The 18,277-nt window shown below is 46.2% G+C and carries 15 protein-coding genes; 12 read left to right on the top strand and 3 right to left on the bottom strand.

All coding sequences use genetic code 11. The features are described from left to right. Positions 1-18 precede the first annotated feature (18 nt). Together HWN40_RS13455 and HWN40_RS13450 are read right to left on the bottom strand one after the other, a co-directional pair. The gene (locus HWN40_RS13455) at positions 19-636 is read right to left on the bottom strand and encodes a DUF7288 family protein (RefSeq protein WP_246275934.1); all 618 of its coding nucleotides are present in this window, start codon (positions 634-636) and stop codon (positions 19-21) included. 1 nt (position 637) lies between these two features. Beyond that, on the bottom strand, positions 638-1,105 hold the full coding sequence (locus HWN40_RS13450) for a DUF7287 family protein (RefSeq protein ID WP_176966205.1): 468 nt from the start codon (positions 1,103-1,105) through the stop codon (positions 638-640). Positions 1,106-1,260: 155 nt separating this feature from the next. On the opposite strand from HWN40_RS13450, the gene HWN40_RS13445 reads away from it, so the two are divergent. The 10 genes from HWN40_RS13445 (at position 1,261) to HWN40_RS13400 (ending at position 16,118) form a co-directional block, all read left to right on the top strand. Beyond that, the gene (locus HWN40_RS13445) at positions 1,261-2,805 is read left to right on the top strand and encodes a metallophosphoesterase family protein (protein ID WP_176966204.1); all 1,545 of its coding nucleotides are present in this window, start codon (positions 1,261-1,263) and stop codon (positions 2,803-2,805) included. Next, positions 2,802-5,462 carry an AAA family ATPase gene (locus HWN40_RS13440; protein ID WP_176966203.1) on the top strand — a complete coding sequence of 887 codons (2,661 nt, stop codon included), beginning with the start codon at positions 2,802-2,804 and terminating at the stop codon, positions 5,460-5,462. Before HWN40_RS13445 ends, HWN40_RS13440 begins: the two co-directional genes overlap by 4 nt. 154 nt (positions 5,463-5,616) lie before the next feature. Beyond that, positions 5,617-6,462, top strand: coding sequence for a magnesium transporter CorA family protein (locus HWN40_RS13435; protein ID WP_176966202.1), 846 nt, complete (start codon positions 5,617-5,619; stop codon positions 6,460-6,462). A gap of 48 nt (positions 6,463-6,510) precedes the next feature. Beyond that, positions 6,511-10,035: a chromosome segregation protein SMC gene (gene smc, locus HWN40_RS13430; protein ID WP_176966201.1), complete on the top strand. Its 3,525-nt coding sequence runs from the start codon at positions 6,511-6,513 to the stop codon at positions 10,033-10,035. Then, positions 10,032-10,868 (top strand): segregation/condensation protein A, encoded by an 837-nt coding sequence (locus HWN40_RS13425; RefSeq protein ID WP_246275933.1) that lies wholly within the window; start codon positions 10,032-10,034, stop codon positions 10,866-10,868. The genes smc and HWN40_RS13425 overlap by 4 nt, the downstream gene beginning before the upstream one ends. Positions 10,869-10,880: 12 nt before the next feature. Further along, positions 10,881-11,984, top strand: coding sequence for an SMC-Scp complex subunit ScpB (scpB, locus tag HWN40_RS13420; RefSeq protein ID WP_176966200.1), 1,104 nt, complete (start codon positions 10,881-10,883; stop codon positions 11,982-11,984). A gap of 139 nt (positions 11,985-12,123) precedes the next feature. After that, the gene (locus tag HWN40_RS13415; protein ID WP_176966199.1) at positions 12,124-12,675 is read left to right on the top strand and encodes a TATA-box-binding protein; all 552 of its coding nucleotides are present in this window, start codon (positions 12,124-12,126) and stop codon (positions 12,673-12,675) included. Between the two features lie 20 nt (positions 12,676-12,695). After that, the gene (aglJ, locus tag HWN40_RS13410) at positions 12,696-13,616 is read left to right on the top strand and encodes an S-layer glycoprotein N-glycosyltransferase AglJ (protein WP_176966198.1); all 921 of its coding nucleotides are present in this window, start codon (positions 12,696-12,698) and stop codon (positions 13,614-13,616) included. 298 nt (positions 13,617-13,914) lie between these two features. Next, positions 13,915-15,204, top strand: coding sequence for a phosphomethylpyrimidine synthase ThiC (gene thiC / locus HWN40_RS13405; protein ID WP_176966197.1), 1,290 nt, complete (start codon positions 13,915-13,917; stop codon positions 15,202-15,204). Between the two features lie 143 nt (positions 15,205-15,347). Further along, positions 15,348-16,118: an SAM hydrolase/SAM-dependent halogenase family protein gene (locus tag HWN40_RS13400; RefSeq protein ID WP_176966196.1), complete on the top strand. Its 771-nt coding sequence runs from the start codon at positions 15,348-15,350 to the stop codon at positions 16,116-16,118. Between the two features lie 6 nt (positions 16,119-16,124). Here the strand turns inward: HWN40_RS13400 and HWN40_RS13395 are convergent, their stop codons facing one another. Further along, the gene (locus HWN40_RS13395; RefSeq protein ID WP_176966195.1) at positions 16,125-17,099 is read right to left on the bottom strand and encodes a radical SAM protein; all 975 of its coding nucleotides are present in this window, start codon (positions 17,097-17,099) and stop codon (positions 16,125-16,127) included. Between the two features lie 193 nt (positions 17,100-17,292). On the opposite strand from HWN40_RS13395, the gene cbiM reads away from it, so the two are divergent. Together cbiM and HWN40_RS13385 are read left to right on the top strand one after the other, a co-directional pair. Further along, positions 17,293-17,952, top strand: a complete 660-nt coding sequence (cbiM, locus tag HWN40_RS13390) for a cobalt transporter CbiM (RefSeq protein ID WP_176966194.1) — start codon at positions 17,293-17,295, stop codon at positions 17,950-17,952. Continuing rightward, positions 17,949-18,260: a PDGLE domain-containing protein gene (locus HWN40_RS13385; protein WP_246275932.1), complete on the top strand. Its 312-nt coding sequence runs from the start codon at positions 17,949-17,951 to the stop codon at positions 18,258-18,260. Before cbiM ends, HWN40_RS13385 begins: the two co-directional genes overlap by 4 nt. Positions 18,261-18,277 lie beyond the last annotated feature (17 nt).

Raw genomic sequence — 18,277 nt, 5'->3', positions numbered from 1 at the left:
GTAATCACTATTCCGTATTCACATTCTCCATAATGTCATCTTAACATTGACAATATTGTAAAAACCGGTACTAGTATCGGCATCAGGGATGCTGGTCTTTGAAATAAATACAGTTTCATTACCCACATCAGTATCGGAAAGGACTACTTTTTTCGAGATCATTACTGCGTTGTCCGAAGGGTCTCCGTTGTAAATATATGAATTATCCATCACAATCCCATTATCCGCAATCCAGCTAAAATGGACGTTATGTGCGATTCCCCTTGGGACTGCTATTTGTGTCAGAGTATCGGTAAGTGAACTGTTAAGGGTTGTCTTGTTCTGGTTATTTGTCGACCTGTATGTGCTGCCGTTCCAGACATATTCTTTCCCGTCCCAGTTCATTACATCCTCTTTTAGTTGCGAGTCCTGTCCGTATGATGAATATGAGAGGGCACTCAGCATGTCCTGGCCCATTGTCTGGAGCTGTGCTTCGATATGAGCATTTGCCGTAGAAGATGTAAGTGGTGTAAGAGAAGTTGCCTGGACTGCGAATATTATTATCCCGACCATTATCATCGCTGCAATTACAGCTTCAAGGGTGTGCATCTGGGCTGATGGATCTGTTTTAAAACCGGATTTTACTTTGCCTGGCAATTTACCACACCCTGAATGACATGATGAGGGTTTCGGTGCTTCCGGTGATGTCATCTTTTAGCAGCACGACCCTTTTGGTCTGTCCCACATTAACGCCCAAAGGTATCTTCTTACCGGCTGAGTCAATGATTCCCGTGCTGTTTTCCAGGGTTACATTAAGATCGTATCGCAGGTAACTGCCGTTTAATCCAAGTGAATCACTCGTAGTATCATAACTGTCGTTGAGCTCGGTGAAGAAATTATCAACTTCTGTTTTATTAACAAGGTTCGGGGTGCTTTCATCGCCAGAGCTTAGTCTTTTTTCCACAAGGGTGGTTGATATCCTGTCGGCTATAAGCGTAACCTCATCTGAATTGGACTGAAAAGGTGTGAAGATACCTGAGGTATAGTTGAAAACGAATACCACTGCAAACAGAAAAACCGTGATACTGATTAGATAATCTATGGTGATCTGACCTTTATCGTCCATAATACCCATTATAATATAGTTATCTATTATATAAATATAAGCTGTATTATATTTTCCAGATCATGACTTTCTCCTTATATTGAGTCGGTGCATATGTTTCCTGAATGCATTTGATAGGCAATCTTAAAAACGGGGAGTGCGTATCATACCTTCTGATGGATGAGATAAGGATTATCCACACAGGGGATACACATTTAGGGTACCGTCAGTACCACAGTGAAGTACGCAGACAGGATTTCATGGACGCTTTCTCCAGGGTCATAGATGATGCTATTGAGATGGAAGTGGATGCTGTAGTGCATGCAGGTGACCTTTTTGATTCAAGGAATCCCACACTGGATGACATACTCGGAACAATGGAACTATTTTCCAGACTCAGAAACGCCGGAATTCCGCTGCTTGCAATTGTGGGAAACCATGAAAGCAAGCAGGATACCCAATGGCTGGATCTTTACGCGAGTATGGGACTTGTTGTAAGGCTTGGCGCTACGCCATTTCTGCTGGGGGATGTTGCGATCTACGGCATAGACTGTGTTCCCAAATCCCGTATTCCTTTGTTCGATTACTCGGTCTTTGATGGCAAGGCTACGGATGCAGGGTACAATCTGCTTGTCATGCATCAGCTCATGAAGCCATTTGCTTTCGGGGAATGGGACATGCATGAAGTGCTGGATGCTGTGCCGTTCGATGTGGATGCGGTACTTCTCGGAGACAACCACAAGCATGAGATCATAAAAGTGGATGATACATGGGTTACGTATTGCGGTAGTACGGAACGCAACAGTACGTCCGAGAAAGAACCTCGTTCCTATAATATAGTCTCCGTAAGTGATGCAGGAGTGGATATCAGCAGGCGTATTATCCGGACACGGGATTTTGTTTTCATCCCCGTGACACTTGAAAATGATGTTGATGCCTATAATGAGATATTCTCAGCCATAAAGGAATACGATGTGGAAGATAAGGTGGTATTTGTCAATATATCCGGGGAGCCTGCTGCTAAAGTCACATTCAGTGAGATTGAGAAATTTCTGCTCTCCCGAAATGCCCTGGTGCCGGGTATCAAGGATCTCAGGACAGGTGAGATATCGCTGGACGATGCTCAGGTGCCTGTTTCTTTTGCCGACCCGGATGACGCGGTAAAGGAAGAAATAAAGAAAATGCATCTGACTCAGGGAGGCCTGCTGGTGGATGAGATTGTCAGGGATCCCTCGGTGGTGAAGACAAAGGTAGATGCCGAAGTGGAAAAAAGAGTTGGTGATCTGCTGGAAAGCACCGATTTCTCGGAACATGTGATTGTGAGGTCAGTGCCGGAAGAAGCAGTAAAAGCAGTCGAGGTGATTCCTGATACACAGGTTCATGTTGGCGATGTGGATGTTCCTGTCAGAGTTTCGGAGGATGCCGCAAATGCGGGCGATGTTCCGGCAGGCGAAGCTGCGGCGGGTCAGAAGGCTGTTACTTCTGCCGAGGTCCGGGCTGAGGATACTCCGGAACAGATTCCTGAAAAAGTCCAAGAGAAAGAAATTTCAGTCACGGAAAATGTGGATGAAGTATCTGATAATGATATCCCGGTAGATGACAGGGAACAGGAAAAAGCAAAAGAAAAGACAAAAGATAGATCTTCAACCAAAAAAAGCTCTTCCCCGGAGAAGGAAACAGAGCATAAACCACGTCAGTATAACCTTGGTGACTACCTATGATGATAAAACGGCTCAAGATCCAGAACATAAGAAGTTACGAAAGCCTGGACCTTTCCTTTGACGAGGGTGTGACCGTGGTCTCGGGAGTAAACGGTAGTGGTAAGTCCAGTCTGCTGGAAGCTTGCTTTACATGCCTTTTCGGAAGCAAAACGCTCGACAGGGACTTCGTGCTCTCGGACATAATACGCAAGGGTGCGACCAGGGCATCCATTATGCTTGAATTCGAGCAAAGTGGCCATGACTATTCCATTGAGCAGACTTTCAGGAACGATCCGGAAAAAGGACGTGCTTCAAATACAAGTGCGGTCTTGAAAAAGGACGGAGAGATAATCTTCGACCAGGCATCCCGTACCTATGAAGCGATCAGGTCATTGTTGAATATGGACGAGGAAGCCTACAGGAACTGTGTGTATATCAGGCAGGGTGAGATAGATGTCCTGATAAACTCAAAGCCAAAGGACCGGCAGAAGATGATCGACGATCTTCTCCGGCTCGGTAAACTGGAAGATTACAGGGAACGTGCGTCCAGTGCGCGTATAGGTGTGGGCCGGCACCAGCGTGATGCACAGAGGCGTATCAAGGAAGTGACCGCTGAAGTAGAAGGGATTGAGGATTCCAAGCCTGCAGAAAGGCTGGCTAAGCTTCGTTCCCGCTCCAAAGAACTTGAAGATTCCATTTCCTCACTGAATGAAAAAAGAGATCGTGCTCTTTCCCTAAAAGACGAGACCTCTAAGAGAATAGCAGGATACAGGGAACTTGCGGACAAGAGGGCTTCTGTCCTGGAGCAGATAAAGGAGCTTGGTGGGAAAAAAACAAAGGCTTATGCCCAGATCGAGTCGCTTTCCAGAGATATAGATTCCAGAAAGGAAACTATCGAAAAAACTGAGGCCAAAATTTCTGAGATGCGTTCAAAGTTAAGTGCTGAAGATGCGGATATTGAAGCTGTGATCTCAGATATTGAAGATAAAGAGCGTTCGATGAGGGATAAATTAAGCGGCATTAACAGGGATAAGGCTGTTATCGAAAAAGAGATGTCAGTTATGTCTTCTTCTCTTGATGAGAACAGCAAACAAAGCGAGCTTCTGGAAAAAGCCGGAAAGCAGGCAGAGGAAAAGATGACATCTACAGAGGATGAGATAAAAAAAATGCAAAAGATGATCTCGGACTCCGGGGAAAAAAGATCTGATGTACTATCCAGAATAGAATCCATGAGCCTCACATTGGAAAAATTGGAAAATATCGAAGATATATTCGATCTGGTAAATGATCAACTAAAGAATCTTCACGGGCAGGAGCGGGAGATTTCCGTCAAGATTGCCGATTTGGAAGAGAAGATCAAAAAATCAGGTGAGCTGCTGGATAAAGGTAAATGCCCGACCTGCAGTCAGGACTTGCATGGTTCGGCCATCGAAGAGAATACCAGGGCCGATTCCCTCAAAGTAAAAGAATTCACAGAAAAACTCTCTGAGCTAAAGAAAAAACAGGAAACCCTTGAATCCAAACTTGGCCGGGTCAAGGATGCCCGGGTCTACAGGACACAGGTAGAGGACTTGGATAAAGAAATAAAATCCCTGAATGAGCGGATATCGGATCATAAGAAACTGCTGGAAGAATATCAGACCGGTATGGAAGACCGGGAAAAGCAGAAGAAAGAACTCCTTACACAGAAAAGTTCTCTTGAGGAATCCATGAAAGAGCTCAAGACAAAACTTTCACAAATGCAGGAGAGTATGCTAACAGCTCAAAAAGAGCATAAGGATCTGTTAGGGCTTCTTGAGATCGCAAAGGAAGTACGCAAAAGTACTCTTGAAGTCGAAAAAAGTGTCTCGGACATGAACAAGATGGAGGAGCGCATAACCGGGGTCCGGGAAATGATCTCTCTTTTTGACGGTCAGATAGCTGAGAAAAAAGCAGATGCCACTGAGCTGAATAAGCAGATGGGTGACCTTGATATTGACGAACTGGAGTCTAAACTTAAAAATTATGAAATAGCATTGAAAAATATAACTACTGAGATCGGAAAACTTACAACGGAAAGAGAAGGTGTTACAAAGCAGGCCGGAATGGTTGAAAGTGAGCTCAAGCGTCTGGATGAGCTTAAAAAGCTGCTTGATGTGCTTGGTAACAGGGCTGAATACCTTAATGCGGTCTATGAGGATGCCGAAGGTCTCGAGGCAATGTATATGAGAGTCCGTGCCGAGTTGCGCTCTAACAATATAGGTCTGCTGGATTCACTTATTAATGAGATATTTGCCTTCATGTATTCGAACAATGCATACTCGCACATCAGGCTGGATCATGAATACAACCTGACGGTGTTTGAGAAGGACGGCACTCCACTGGAACCAAAGTTGCTGAGTGGCGGCGAGAGGGCGATTTTCAATCTGGTATTAAGATGTGCAATATATCGTCTTCTTTCCATGGGAATGTCGGGGGAAGGCTCGGGGCTTCCGCCGCTTATCATGGACGAGCCCACGGTTTTCCTGGACCGCGGACATGTTCAGCAACTTATTAAACTGATAGATATGATGCGTGATATCGGTGTGGGGCAAATACTTGTTGTATCCCATGATGAGTCGCTGATAGACTCTGCGGATAATGTATTCACTGTCGAGAAGGATCCTATCTCCAATAGCTCAACAATTTACGCTAAATAACTTAAGGTCCATGAGGGTTCTTTATTCGGGAATAAGTGTAAAACCAAAGAAAAATAACAATTGCAACCATAAATTATATTATACTTTTGTTCATATATTAACACAAGATTTTTGAAACACTTTATGAGGGACGAATGGATTTGCGAGGTATTTAATGAATTCTGAAAACAGAGATTTTATCATTGAGCGGCTGGAGCGGCAGTTAAAGGAAAAAGAGGCGGAGATAGAAGATATCAAGACCACTCTCCGCGATTCAATACTCCGGGAGATCAGAAGCGATCTTAAAAGTGACTTGGATATCAATAACCGTATTGTTCAGCTCGAACAGAAAGTCCAGGCACTCTCAAGCAATCTGAACGGAATAATGGATGAACTCCTTGACCAGAAATCAATGATCAGGTCCCTCGGTGAACTATCAGTGTCCAGGCATAGAAATGAAGAGCCAAGGTCAGAGGAGGTCAGGCCAGAGGAAATAAGACCTGCTCAGGAAAAAACAGTGGAAAACACTGAGCCTAAACTATACAGGCCTGACCCGGAACCTGTTAACGAGGTTCAGCAGCCAGTCTCGCCTGAGGAGAAGGTGCCTTCCGAAACACCGGTGATCACTGCTCCGGTTAAACCCTATACTCCGCCACAAATGGCAACTCCTCCGGGCAGGGAAAATAATAACTCCAAGGTATCCATAAGATCCAATGGCGAAGCCTCTGATCCACAACAGGGCACATCTCCAAGACGTCCCGGCAATCTGCGTTTTAATGTGCGTGATGCTGCTCCTGCTGTCCGGTCGGAGGTAGAGGAACCCGAACCTGAATCACAATACATAGTCGCAGAGACCGATGATGAAAGGGAAATGCGTACCCGTGGAAAAGGACCTCGCGAACACTGTGATTATATAGTAGCTGAAGAGGAAAGCAAGCGCAGGCAGACCGAAACAGAATACGAGACAGTTGAGGCACGTGAAGATGAAGATGCAGTGATAACCATCACACGCAGGAAGTAATCATTACCTGACCTTAAGATTCAGGTCTTTATAAAAAAGGGGAATCACGTGCATATCAAGGAAATTGAGTTCATCAACTTCAAATCCTTCGGTAAAAAGGTAAAGATCCCGTTCTTTGAAGGCTTTACCACCATCTCCGGACCGAACGGTAGTGGCAAATCCAATATAATTGACGGTATACTTTTTGTGCTGGGGCTCTCCAGCTCCAGGACCATGAGGGCTGAAAAGCTTACGGATCTTATCTATAATGGTGACAGTTCTAAAAAACCGGATTTTGCCCAGGTAAGTATAAAGTTCGATAATTCTGACCGGAAGATGCCGGTAGCCAGTGACGAGATATCCATTACCAGAAAGATACGTGAGACCGATACCGGTTATTACAGTTATTTTTACTTCAACGGCAAGGCTGTGAGCCTGACCGATGTACACAATCATCTGGCAAAAGCTGGTGTGACTCCCGAGGGCTACAATGTTGTGATGCAGGGTGATGTAACCCGTATTATCAATATGACACCCGGAGAAAGGCGTAAGATCATCGATGAGATCGCCGGTGTCGCGGAATTCGATAATAAAAAAGACCGTGCCTTGAACGAACTTGAGATCGTGCGAGAAAGAGTTGAAAGGGTCGATATCATTATCGAAGAGGTCGGTCAGCAACTGGAAAAGCTCAAGTACGAACGTGATCAGGCACTCAAATACCAATCCCTCAAGGAAGAGAAGATGAAGTTCGAGGGTTTTGTCCTGCTCTCAAAGCTCAAGGATGCAAAGATCGAACTTGGCTCGGTTGAAGATGATATTGTCTCAAAGGAAGATGTGCTAGGAAAGCTGGGACAGTCTCTTGAGGAGCGCCGAAAAAAAGTTGAGGAACTGGAGAATGCCCTGGAAGAGATGACATCCACCATCCACAAGATGGGAGAGGACGAACAGATCCAGATCAAGAGGGATATCGAGGAGATCCGTGGTGAGATCTCCCGGTGTAATGACAGTATAGAGCTTGCTGACAACGAGATGGAGGATATCGAAGCCAGGCGAAGGAAGACCTTTGTTGAGATCGATGAGACCAAGGGTAAGCTTGAGGAACTGGACTCTCGCATTTCAGAAGAATCCATGCGCAAGGAAGGTATCCTGGCCGAGATGTCGGAACGCAAGACCGAAAGGATGATCCTGCAGAGCAAGATCTCAGATGTTGATGCCAAATTTGCGGAGACCAGGGACCAGGTTTCCGATCTGAAATCAAAGCTCGAACTTGCCAAGAACGAGAAGAACGAACTGATGCGTCAGGAGGATCGCCTGCTGGATGCCCTTAGGCGCAAGTCTGCCGAGGTCAGGGACATTGAAAGTGAGATCGAGGATGCAAAGTCCAAGGCTGAGTCTTCTGACAGTGACACACTTTCTGTAAAGTATGATATTGAGAAACTGAATGAGAAGATCGATGCTCTCACAAAGGACATTGATGATCTTGAGCGTAACCGCGCCCAGATAAAATCAGTTATCAAGGACCTCGAAGATGAGTTGCGTACCTATGAAAAAGACTATGCACGCCTTGAGATGAGAGTCAGGGCCTCAGAGGATCACAGTAATTATTCAAAGGCAGTCGAGATGGTGATGAATGAGAAAAAGCACCATGGTCTGCCAGGAATCTATGGTACGATCGCAGAGCTTGGAAGTGTGGACCAGAAGTATTCCACTGCTCTTGAGATCGCTGCCGGCGGAAGGATGCAGGCAATTGTCGTTGAGAACGATGAGGATGGAGCCCGTGCAATCGATTTCCTGAAACGCAACCGTGGTGGGAGAGCAACATTTCTTCCTCTGAACAAGATGGACCAGCGCAGGCCGTACAAGAATCTCTCCGACAGGCAGGGTGTGATTGGTTATGCTCTTGATCTCATTGAGTTCGATTCCAAGTTCGAGCCCGCTTTCTGGTATGTGTTCAGGGATACGCTTATTGTTGACACACTCAGTAATGCCCGCCGCCTTATGGGAGGCCTCAGGATGGTAACCCTTGAAGGTGATGTGGTCGAGAAGAGCGGTGCAATGGTGGGAGGTTCCAAACATCGCTCAAGCGGTCTGTCATTTGCAGCTTCCGAGAAGGACAAACTTGTAAAACTTGCTGAAAAGGTAACCGAATTCGACTCAAGACGAAGCACTGCAATAAAGAAACTGGACCAGATCGAGAGCCATATCTCACAGGTTAACCGCGAGATCCACGAACATGACAAGGAGATCTCCAAAAAGGAGATGTATATCGAGGAGATAGCAGGACGGGGTGAACGCCTTTCCCAGCTTATCGAATCAAAGAATGCCGAACTTGCTGAGATAGAGGAGTCCCGAAAAGAGCTCAGGGAAGAGATGGATTCTGTTGTCTCTCAGAAAGAAGAGAAGACCGGACTTGCGGAATCCCTCGAGCAGGAGATCTCTGTACTTGAGGAGAAACTTGCAGGCTCCGAAGTTCCCGAACTCAACCGCCAGGCAGAGCAGCTTGACGAGGAACTGAGACGTCTTGACGGCAGGGTACGTGACATCGAATCCGATATCAACGCATTGAAGCTTGACAGGGACTACGCAAACTCGAAGATCGAGGAGAATCGTGAACTGATCAAAACCATGGATGAGAAGAAATCCACGCACAAGGGCCGTGTGAAGCAGTTAAATGAAAAGATCGAAGAGCTCGAGGGGGCACTTCTGGAGAAAAAGCAGCGTGAGAGCGAACTTGCAGAGGAGCTCAGGGAACTCCAGCAGGAGCGCACCCGTCTGCATGATGAACACCTTGCGGTCAAGAAGCAGTTCGACGATACTAAATCAAAATTCGAGGAAGCCAATCGTCAGAAACTTGCACTGGATGCCACAAAGGCCGCACTTGAGGAGCAGGTCGGAGAGCTTAGCGAAGAGCTCCAGAGACGTGGTATCGAGGAAAGTGAAGAGGTTCCGAATTATGAGACCGTGCGCACGAGGATAGCGTCCATTGAAAAGGCAATGGAGAAACTCGAGCCTGTGAATATGCGTGCTATTGACGAATACGCTGAAGTGGAACTCAGGCTTGAAGAGCTTGTCACAAGGCGTGACACACTTGCAACTGAAAGGGAACAGATCCTGGAAAGGATCACACAGTACGAGGAGCTCAAGAAAGATACCTTCATGGCCACGTTCGAGGGTATAAACGAACCTTTCAAGGAGATATTCAATGAACTCTCGGATGGTATCGGTGAGCTTGTTCTTGACAATTATGAAGATCCCTTTGCCGGGGGCCTGACCTTAAAGGCACAGCCAAAGGAGAAAACTCTGCAACGCCTTGAAGCAATGTCAGGAGGAGAGAAGAGCCTCACGGCACTTTCCTTTGTATTTGCCATACAGCAGTATCGTCCGGCTCCTTTCTATGCATTTGATGAGATTGACATGTTCCTTGATGGTGCCAATGCGGGAAGGGTTGCCCAGCGTGTGAAAACCGCTGTGAAGAACGCACAGTTCATTGTGGTCTCCCTGAGAAAGCCGATGATAGAGGCTGCAGAGAGGACAATAGGTGTCACCATGCAGGAAAACAATATTACAAGCATCACGGGAGTGAAATTACGTTGAACGAGATCATTGATGAGATGGATATCGGACAGTCAGTGGAAACAGTTACTCTGACGGGATCCTCACTTCCTGAGACCATCGACCCTGCTTTCATGGAGACTCTCAGGGGACTTGGTGTGGATGAATCCTTGCTGGAGTTCTCTGATGATGTGCTCAACGAACCCGTGGAGATCCTGATGAACCTTGCAAAGAATGGTGATATCAATCCATGGGATATTGATATAGTAAATGTTACGGATATGTTCCTCGAGCGTATCGAGCAGATGCAGATGACAGACCTTCGTATATCCGGCAGGACACTGCTCTATGCATCGATCCTGTTGCGTATGAAGTCAACCGGGATCGTGCAAGAAGAGGAAGATGAAGACGACCTTGAAATGCTCGATGACGAACTTGATTTTTATGATGTCGAGGAATATCCTGTTCCAAAACTCCCCATTCGACGCCGTGCCACCAGGCCGGTCACCCTCCAGGAGCTTATTCTGGAGCTTCAGAAGGCAGAGAAGGTCGAAACCCGGAGAAAGGACAGGAAGGTACGCCGCAAACTTGAGGAAAAGGCTGCCGTTACCACTGATGAAGTACTCGGCATAGCCCATGAAGAGGATATTCTCGGGCGTGTCAGAACCCTTGGTGAGCGGCTTATGAAAGATATGGCTGAGAAGGAATTTGTGGTCCTTTCGGACCTGCTGGGTGATGACCGTTCAGAGAATATAATGACCTATGTATCACTTCTTTTCCTTGCAACTGAAAAGAAGGTCTGGCTGAAACAGAAGGAATTGTTTGGTGAACTCTACGTGTACCCGTTCGATAGTATGCGGGACACTGCTGAATAATAAAGTATCATTATGAGCGACAGGGAAACAATTGAGGCGGCTTTGTTTGCCGCAGGTTCGGCACTTGATGTCGCGACCCTTTCAAAACTGGTGGGCAAGCAAAAGAAAAAGGTAGCTCCCATAATCGAGCAGCTTATCAGTGAATACGAGTCTCGTGAAAGCGGAATCGAGATACTGGATCTTGGTGGCCGTTATGTGATGCAGGTGAAAGCCGAGTATGCAGAACTCGTAAGGCCTCTGGCTCCGAAGGAGTTGAGTGCTCCCATGCTTCGTACTCTTTCCATGATTGCTTATCATCAGCCCCTTGTCCAGTCCGAACTGATCGATATGAGGGGCAACTCCGCCTATGATCATATCCGTGAACTCAAGGAGCGTGGACTTGTTGAAGCTGCTCCTCACGGTAGGACAAAGATACTCAGCACCACTCCTCTTTTTGCTGACTATTTCGGACTTGAATCCAATGATCCGGAACTTGTGAAGAAGAAGATCGTTGAGCTCTCCCGTGTGCAGAGCGGACAGAGTGGCCTGAACAAGTGGCTTGGACGTAAGTTCGTGGGGGTCACTCCAATGTACGAATCCCTTATGGAGATGTGCGGTATCAGGGATTACAAGGTCATCAATGCCTACGAACCCACAGAAGAGGAGCTTGAGGAACTGGAAGATGTCTACAAGCTTGTGATCTCAAGGGGATATACCGAGAAGGTCAGCAAACACTACGATGGTGAGATCATCGAAGTGGGTTCCACGACCTTTGATGATATCATTGAGGCCATGAGGTCACTGGAAAACGTTTCCGATTCTGAGAAGGTGCAGTCCAATATTGAAACAGTAAAGGACCTGAAAGACCGCTATTTCTCCAAGGCACTTGTCTTCAGTAAAAAGGTACAACCTGCAACGGATATGGTTGCACGCATAGTAAGTGATCTGAGGCTCGGTGTTTCTGCTGACGGCATAATCATAGCTCCTGATTACGGTATGTCCGTTGAAGGTGTGAATGTCAGTGAAGGAGCGGACATTACGGTTCCCACGCATCGCAGCCTTGAAGGAGATCTTATCGAGAGGGTATGCGGCAAGTATGATGCGATACTGGACGGACTGAAGGAATTTGAGAACTGATGTCTTTATCAGTATCAATGTTATCCTGTAGTGTCCGATGCATTTTCTGCATTTATTTAAAAAGATATATAAACATGAGGGTATAAGTTTATATACTCAATTGCTGAATATAAGTCCGCTTTAAATACGAGGATATACCATGTCAGATTATAACATAAAGATTGAAAATGTAGTAGCATCTACTAAACTTGCAGAGGAGTTCGATCTTACAAAGATAGAGGCAGAATTCGAGGGCGCTGAGTATAACAAGCAGAAGTTCCCCGGACTTGTGTACAGGGTTTCTGACCCAAAGGCTGCATTTTTGGTCTTCACATCTGGAAAAGTGGTATGTACAGGTGCAAAGAATGTTGATGATGTTCACACCGTAATCGGCAATATGGCAAAGAAGCTCAATGATATCGGTATCAAGACAATAGCCGATCCTGAGATCACCGTACAGAATATTGTTGCTTCCGCGGACCTCCAGGCAGTACTCAACCTTAATGCTATTGCAATAGGTCTTGGTCTCGAGAACATTGAATATGAACCTGAACAGTTCCCCGGACTTGTCTACCGTATCGATGATCCGAAGGTCGTAGTACTTATTTTCAGTTCAGGTAAACTTGTGGTTACAGGCGGCAAATCTCCCGAGAACTGTGAGCAGGGTGTCGAGGTCGTAAGACAGCAGCTCGACAGCATGGGCTTACTGTAAAACGGACAAGTGTGAGTTCTTTGTCGAACGAAGATGTTTGTGTCCTGATACCTGCGTTAAACGAAGAAGCCACCATAGGGCAGCTCATAGAGGATTTTCATTCCGAGGGCTTTGATAACATCCTCGTTATGGATGGTCACAGCAGTGACCGCACCCGTGAGATCGCTGAAAAGAAAGGTGCAAAGGTCGTTGTCCAGAGTGGCAGGGGCAAGGGTCAGGCCATCCAGGAAGCCTTTGAACTGATAGACAGTGATTATACTGTCATGGTTGACGGTGACGGCACGTACCTTGCCAATGATATACACACGATACTCAAACCGCTGCGTGACGGAAGTGCGGATCAGGTCATAGGTAACAGGTTTGCGGATTATGAAGCCGGTGCCTTTACACGCTTAAACCGCATGGGTAACCGTGTGCTCAACAAACTGTTCGGTTTTGCATACGGTGAATGGCTTGAGGACATACTTACGGGTTACAGGGGCTATACTCTCAGGGCTATCAAATCCTTTGACCTGAGGGAGACCGGTTTTGAGATCGAGTCCGAGATGACCATAGACAGTATCAAGAAGGACCACAGAATAGAGGTTGTCCCGATCACCTATTTGAAAAGGCATTCCAAAGCAGCTACCAAACTAAATCCGCTGAAGGATGGTTTCAGGATAGGCCGTACGATCTATAAAATGGCAAAATTGCATAACCCTATGTTCTATTTCGGCCTGATTGGTGGCGTTTTCATTGTGGCAGGTCTGATCGCGGGAATTTATGTGGTCTCCGAATGGCTGCAGGGTGTTACCCGTGTTCCTCTTACCGTTTTAACTGCCCTTCTTATTATTGCCGGTTTTCAGATGTTCGTTTTCGGTATGTTAAGTGATCTGATAGTTTCTCTTCACAGGGAGAACATGCGCACCCTGCGCAAGATGCATGATCATGAGAAGGACTGATTTCTCTTTTCTTCTATTTTTTCCGGCAAAGATTCGGTACAATTCAAGTTTCTCTTACTATTTGTAAATACAACTTTATTTGTGTTAATTATTGAGGATGTATGGTTATTTTACTAGTCTTTCTTAAAAAAATAGCTCTTGCTAATCTTTTAGAATTTTATATTATCTGTTTGACTTGAGTTCTCTTTTCAGAATATGCAATACTAAAATAAACTTGACTTTATCTAAAGTTTGATTTTTGACAAGCCTTATATACAATTTGATTCTTCTAAGGTACATCAAAGACTGAGGTATAACAATGACAATCGTAACAGATGCAAAGAACGGTAAAATCACAGAAGAGATGAAGATCGTTGCCGAATCCGAAGGTAAGGATCCAGAATTCATCAGACGTGGAATCGCTGCAGGCAGAATTGTAATCCCTATGACCCCATACAGGGATATCAAGCTCTGTGGTATGGGTGAAGGCCTGAGGACAAAGGTCAACGCATCCATCGGTGCATCATCAGACATCGTTGATGAGGAAATGGAAGTTGCAAAGGCAAAGGCAGCAGAAGCTGCAGGCGCAGACACACTCATGGAACTCGGTACCGGCGGAGACTTCCTTGGTATCAGGAAAAAGGTATGTGACGCAATCTCCCTTCCTGTAGGTTCAGTTCCACTCTATCAGGCATTCATCACAGCAGCAAAGAGGGACGGTTCAATTGTCCACATGACAGAGGACGATCTCTGGCACGCAACCGAGGAGCAGGCTAAGCTCGGTACAAACTTCATGGCCATCCACACAGGTATCAACAACATTGTCCTTGACAGGTTGAAGGGACATGGCAGATACGGTGGTCTCTGTTCCCGTGGCGGTGCGTTCATGAGCACATGGATGCTGCACAACGAGAAGGAAAACCCGCTTTACGCAGACTTCGATTACCTTTGTGAGATCCTCAAGGAACACGAAGTTACCCTGTCCACTGGTAACGGAATGCGTGCAGGAGCAGTCCACGACGCAACCGACAGGGCACAGGTACAGGAGCTCATCATCAACTCCGAATGCGCACAGAAAGCACACGACGAATACGACCTTCAGGTAATCGTTGAAGGCCCGGGTCACGTACCACTTGACCAGGTAGAAATGAACGTCAAGCTCATGAAAGCAATGAGCGGTGGAAAACCATTCTACATGCTCGGTCCACTCGTATCAGACATCGGCGCAGGTCGCGACCACATCGTAACAGCTATCGGTGCATCAGCTTCCGCAGCAGCTGGCTGTGACTTCCTCTGTTACGTAACACCTGCAGAACACCTCGCACTTCCAAACCTTGAAGATGTTGTTGAAGGTGTCAAGACCTCAAAGATCGCAGCACATGTCGGTGACATGGTCAAGTACCCAGAAACAGCTCGTGATGTTGACCTTGCAATGGGCAGGGCACGCGCAAAACTCGACTGGGAGGCACAGTACAAGCTTGCACTCGACCCCGAACTCGCAAGGAGCATCAGGGACAGCAGAGCACCAGGCGACGAAGACGCATGTACAATGTGCGGTGACTTCTGCGCTCTTAAGATTGTCAACGCGAACTACGACCTCTGCAAGTAATGCCATCAGGCATTACTTTCTTTCATTTTCTTCCCTTTTTTTAGTTCTCTATTCCGGCTGTTTTCAACTTTTTAGTAATTAGGCCAAATTCAGGAATTGACAAATCCGTATCTGCTTTATAGTATTCAGGCCAATTTCCTGTTATGCCGGTAATCACACTGACGACTGATTTTGGTTCACTTTATCCCGCAGCTCTCAAGGCAGTTATACTCGGGATAGAGCCCGGAGCACAGATCGTGGATATTACCCATTCGATAGCCCATGCGGACATCCGGGCAGGAGCATTTGCGATGTATACGGTGGTGGATTATTTTCCGAAAGGCACCGTGCATGTGGCTGTGGTGGACCCGGGTGTAGGAACTGAGAGAAACTCTATTGTAATCTCCTCCGGTGGTCAGTTCTTTGTTGGTCCTGATAATGGGCTCATGATCCCTGCTGCTTTAAAGCTCGGAGATATCCAGGTCTACAAAATTACAAATACAGAGTTATTGGGTGATGTTTCATCTACTTTTCATGGAAGGGATATATTTGCCCGTATAGGTGCCCACCTCTTGGGGGATATGATGCCTGATGATGTGGGAGAAAAAACAGAAGGTTATGTGAATATGGATTTCGGAGCCGTGGATGCTATAGGTAACTCGGTTTCAGGTGAAGTGATCTATGTGGATGATTTTGGTAATATTATCACCAACATATCCGGAAAGCTGATACTGGATCGTATCGGTTTCGGAGAAAAGCTGAATGTGTCTGGGACAAAAATTCCGTTCATGCAGACCTATGGTTTTGTGAACAAAGGAGAACTTTTATCACTTATCGGAAGCCATGGATTTTTTGAGATTGCTGTGAACCTGGGAAGTGCGGCATCGGAACTTGGGATCAAAAATGGAGATAAGATTAATATTCTTATTCCTTGAATCAAATTACATCCATTCATAGTGCTGCATGACCTCAAGATTGAAATCGTACATGAGGCTGTTTTCCACATATCCGAAGAAAAGGCACTTCTGACACTTATCTGAGATTGCTTTCCTCTTCTCTCTGGTGGCTTCCCAGACGTTCTCAATACCATCACGTATGTGTCCGATGGGTTCCCTGTGGACCCGGCAGTTCTCGATACTTCCATCTGCGGCAACGTCAAGTATGATGTCATTGGCGTGGCAGCTAAAGTTTGTTTTGAGCTCTCTTACCATTTTCAGGTAGGTGAGGGAATTGATGATCGGGTATCCCTCTCTTTTCATGTCAATGATCCTGTCGACAACCCTGCGGTACTTTTCCATGTCCCGTATACCAAATTCGTTCCAGGTATCGCTATCAATCCCTCCGAACTCGTACATTGGTTCGAATGAGACTTTAACATCAAGTTCCTTTGCCATGATGATGAGCTCTTCAATGTCATCAAGGTTTTTGCCGCTGATCACACAGTTCAGAAGCAGGGGATTCTCCATCTTTTCCTTTGCTTTGATTATTCCCGGCAGTATCCTGTCAAATTCGATTCCTCTTATCTCTTTATAACTTGAGATACCGTCCACTGAAACTGAGAGATAATCCAGATTGTCAAGCTCATCTGCCCTTTTTTCCAGAAGCAGCCCGTTGGTAATAAGTGATGTTATCATGCCAAGTCCTTTTGCATGGGCAAGTATCTCAGGAAGGTCTTCTCTGAGCAGAGGTTCGACCGTCCAGGCATTATAGGCAAGTATGCCAAAATCCCTTGCTTCGTCAAGCAGCCTGAAGACTTCCTCAAGATCCATCTGCGAACCACTCTCTTTCCAGTATTCACAGAATCCGCACCTCATATTACATCTGCTGTTGATGGCATGGGAAAGTACAAAGGGTCTTTTTCTGATCCGCATCTGCCAGAGGGCCTTTGCGGCGATCACAGGTGAGAATGTCGTCATTTTCCTACTCTTAGGTTCTTTCGGCTTTTTAAGACTTGCCCGCTTAAAGAATATTCCATACAATCCAGGTAATACGAAAGATTAAGCTGATGTTCCAAAAGGTATATATTTCATTATTCCCGTATGCACAAGTATTACAAATGAGAATATTTTTCATATTATCTCATGATTCACAGGTTAAAGAGGAACTAAAATGCATATACCGGATTCATTTATGCCTTTAAGTCAGGCACTTATCTACTGGGTGGCCGCCCTGCCCTTTATACTGATGTCAGTCAGATGGGCGCGAAACGAACTTGACGAAACCAAGGTACCAATACTTGCAGCACTTGCCGCAGGTATATTTGCCATACAGGCCTTAAATATCCCGATAGGTATGGGTACCAGCGGACATATGGTGGGAGCGGCCCTTGTTGCAATAATCCTGGGTAGCCCGCTGGCAGGTGTACTTGTACTGACGCTTGTCCTGCTTGTACAGGGATTCGTGTTTGCTGACGGGGGCATCACGGTTATGGGTGCGAATATTCTCAATATGGGAGTAATATCCGGCTTTGTTGGCTACTATACCTTCGTAGTTCTGAGGAAGAGCAGGATCAGCATTGCAGCCTCCGCTTTTGTGGGTGCATGGCTGGGTCTGCTTGTATCCGCACTTGCAACTGCCGTTGAATTATATCTTGCAGGAACCTTCCCGCTGGTTCCGGGACTCACCGCAATGGGTCTTTATCATCTGATCATAGGATTCGTGGGCGAAGGTATTATCACTGCAGTGGTGATCACAGCAATACAGAAATCAAGGCCGGACCTCATTGATAACTCCTTTCTGAGTTCTGAGGCAAAGGGGGCGGCGGCATGAGTGATACAATGTCAGGCAATCAGAATATGAAGTTTCTCTATGCGGGTATAGCAATTGCGCTGCTAATATCCGTACTTGCACCATTCCTTGCATCATCTGATCCAGATGGTCTTGAGAGTGCTGCAATGGATATAGTAGATGAGGCGAAGCTGACCGCAATGGAAGAGGTGGCACCTGCTGTTGAATCTCCTATGCCTGATTATGCAATTGAAGGTATGGGTAAGACCGGAGAAGTTGCAGCTATTGTTGCAGGCACTCTTATTGTGCTTGTAATCGGTTTTGCTTTTGGTAAGCTGACCAAAAAATAATCTCTCTTCTTCCAGGA

It is taken from the genome of Methanolobus zinderi (assembly GCF_013388255.1).
Classification (GTDB): Archaea; Halobacteriota; Methanosarcinia; order Methanosarcinales; family Methanosarcinaceae; genus Methanolobus; species Methanolobus zinderi.
This window is presented reverse-complemented; position numbering and strand designations above follow the sequence as displayed.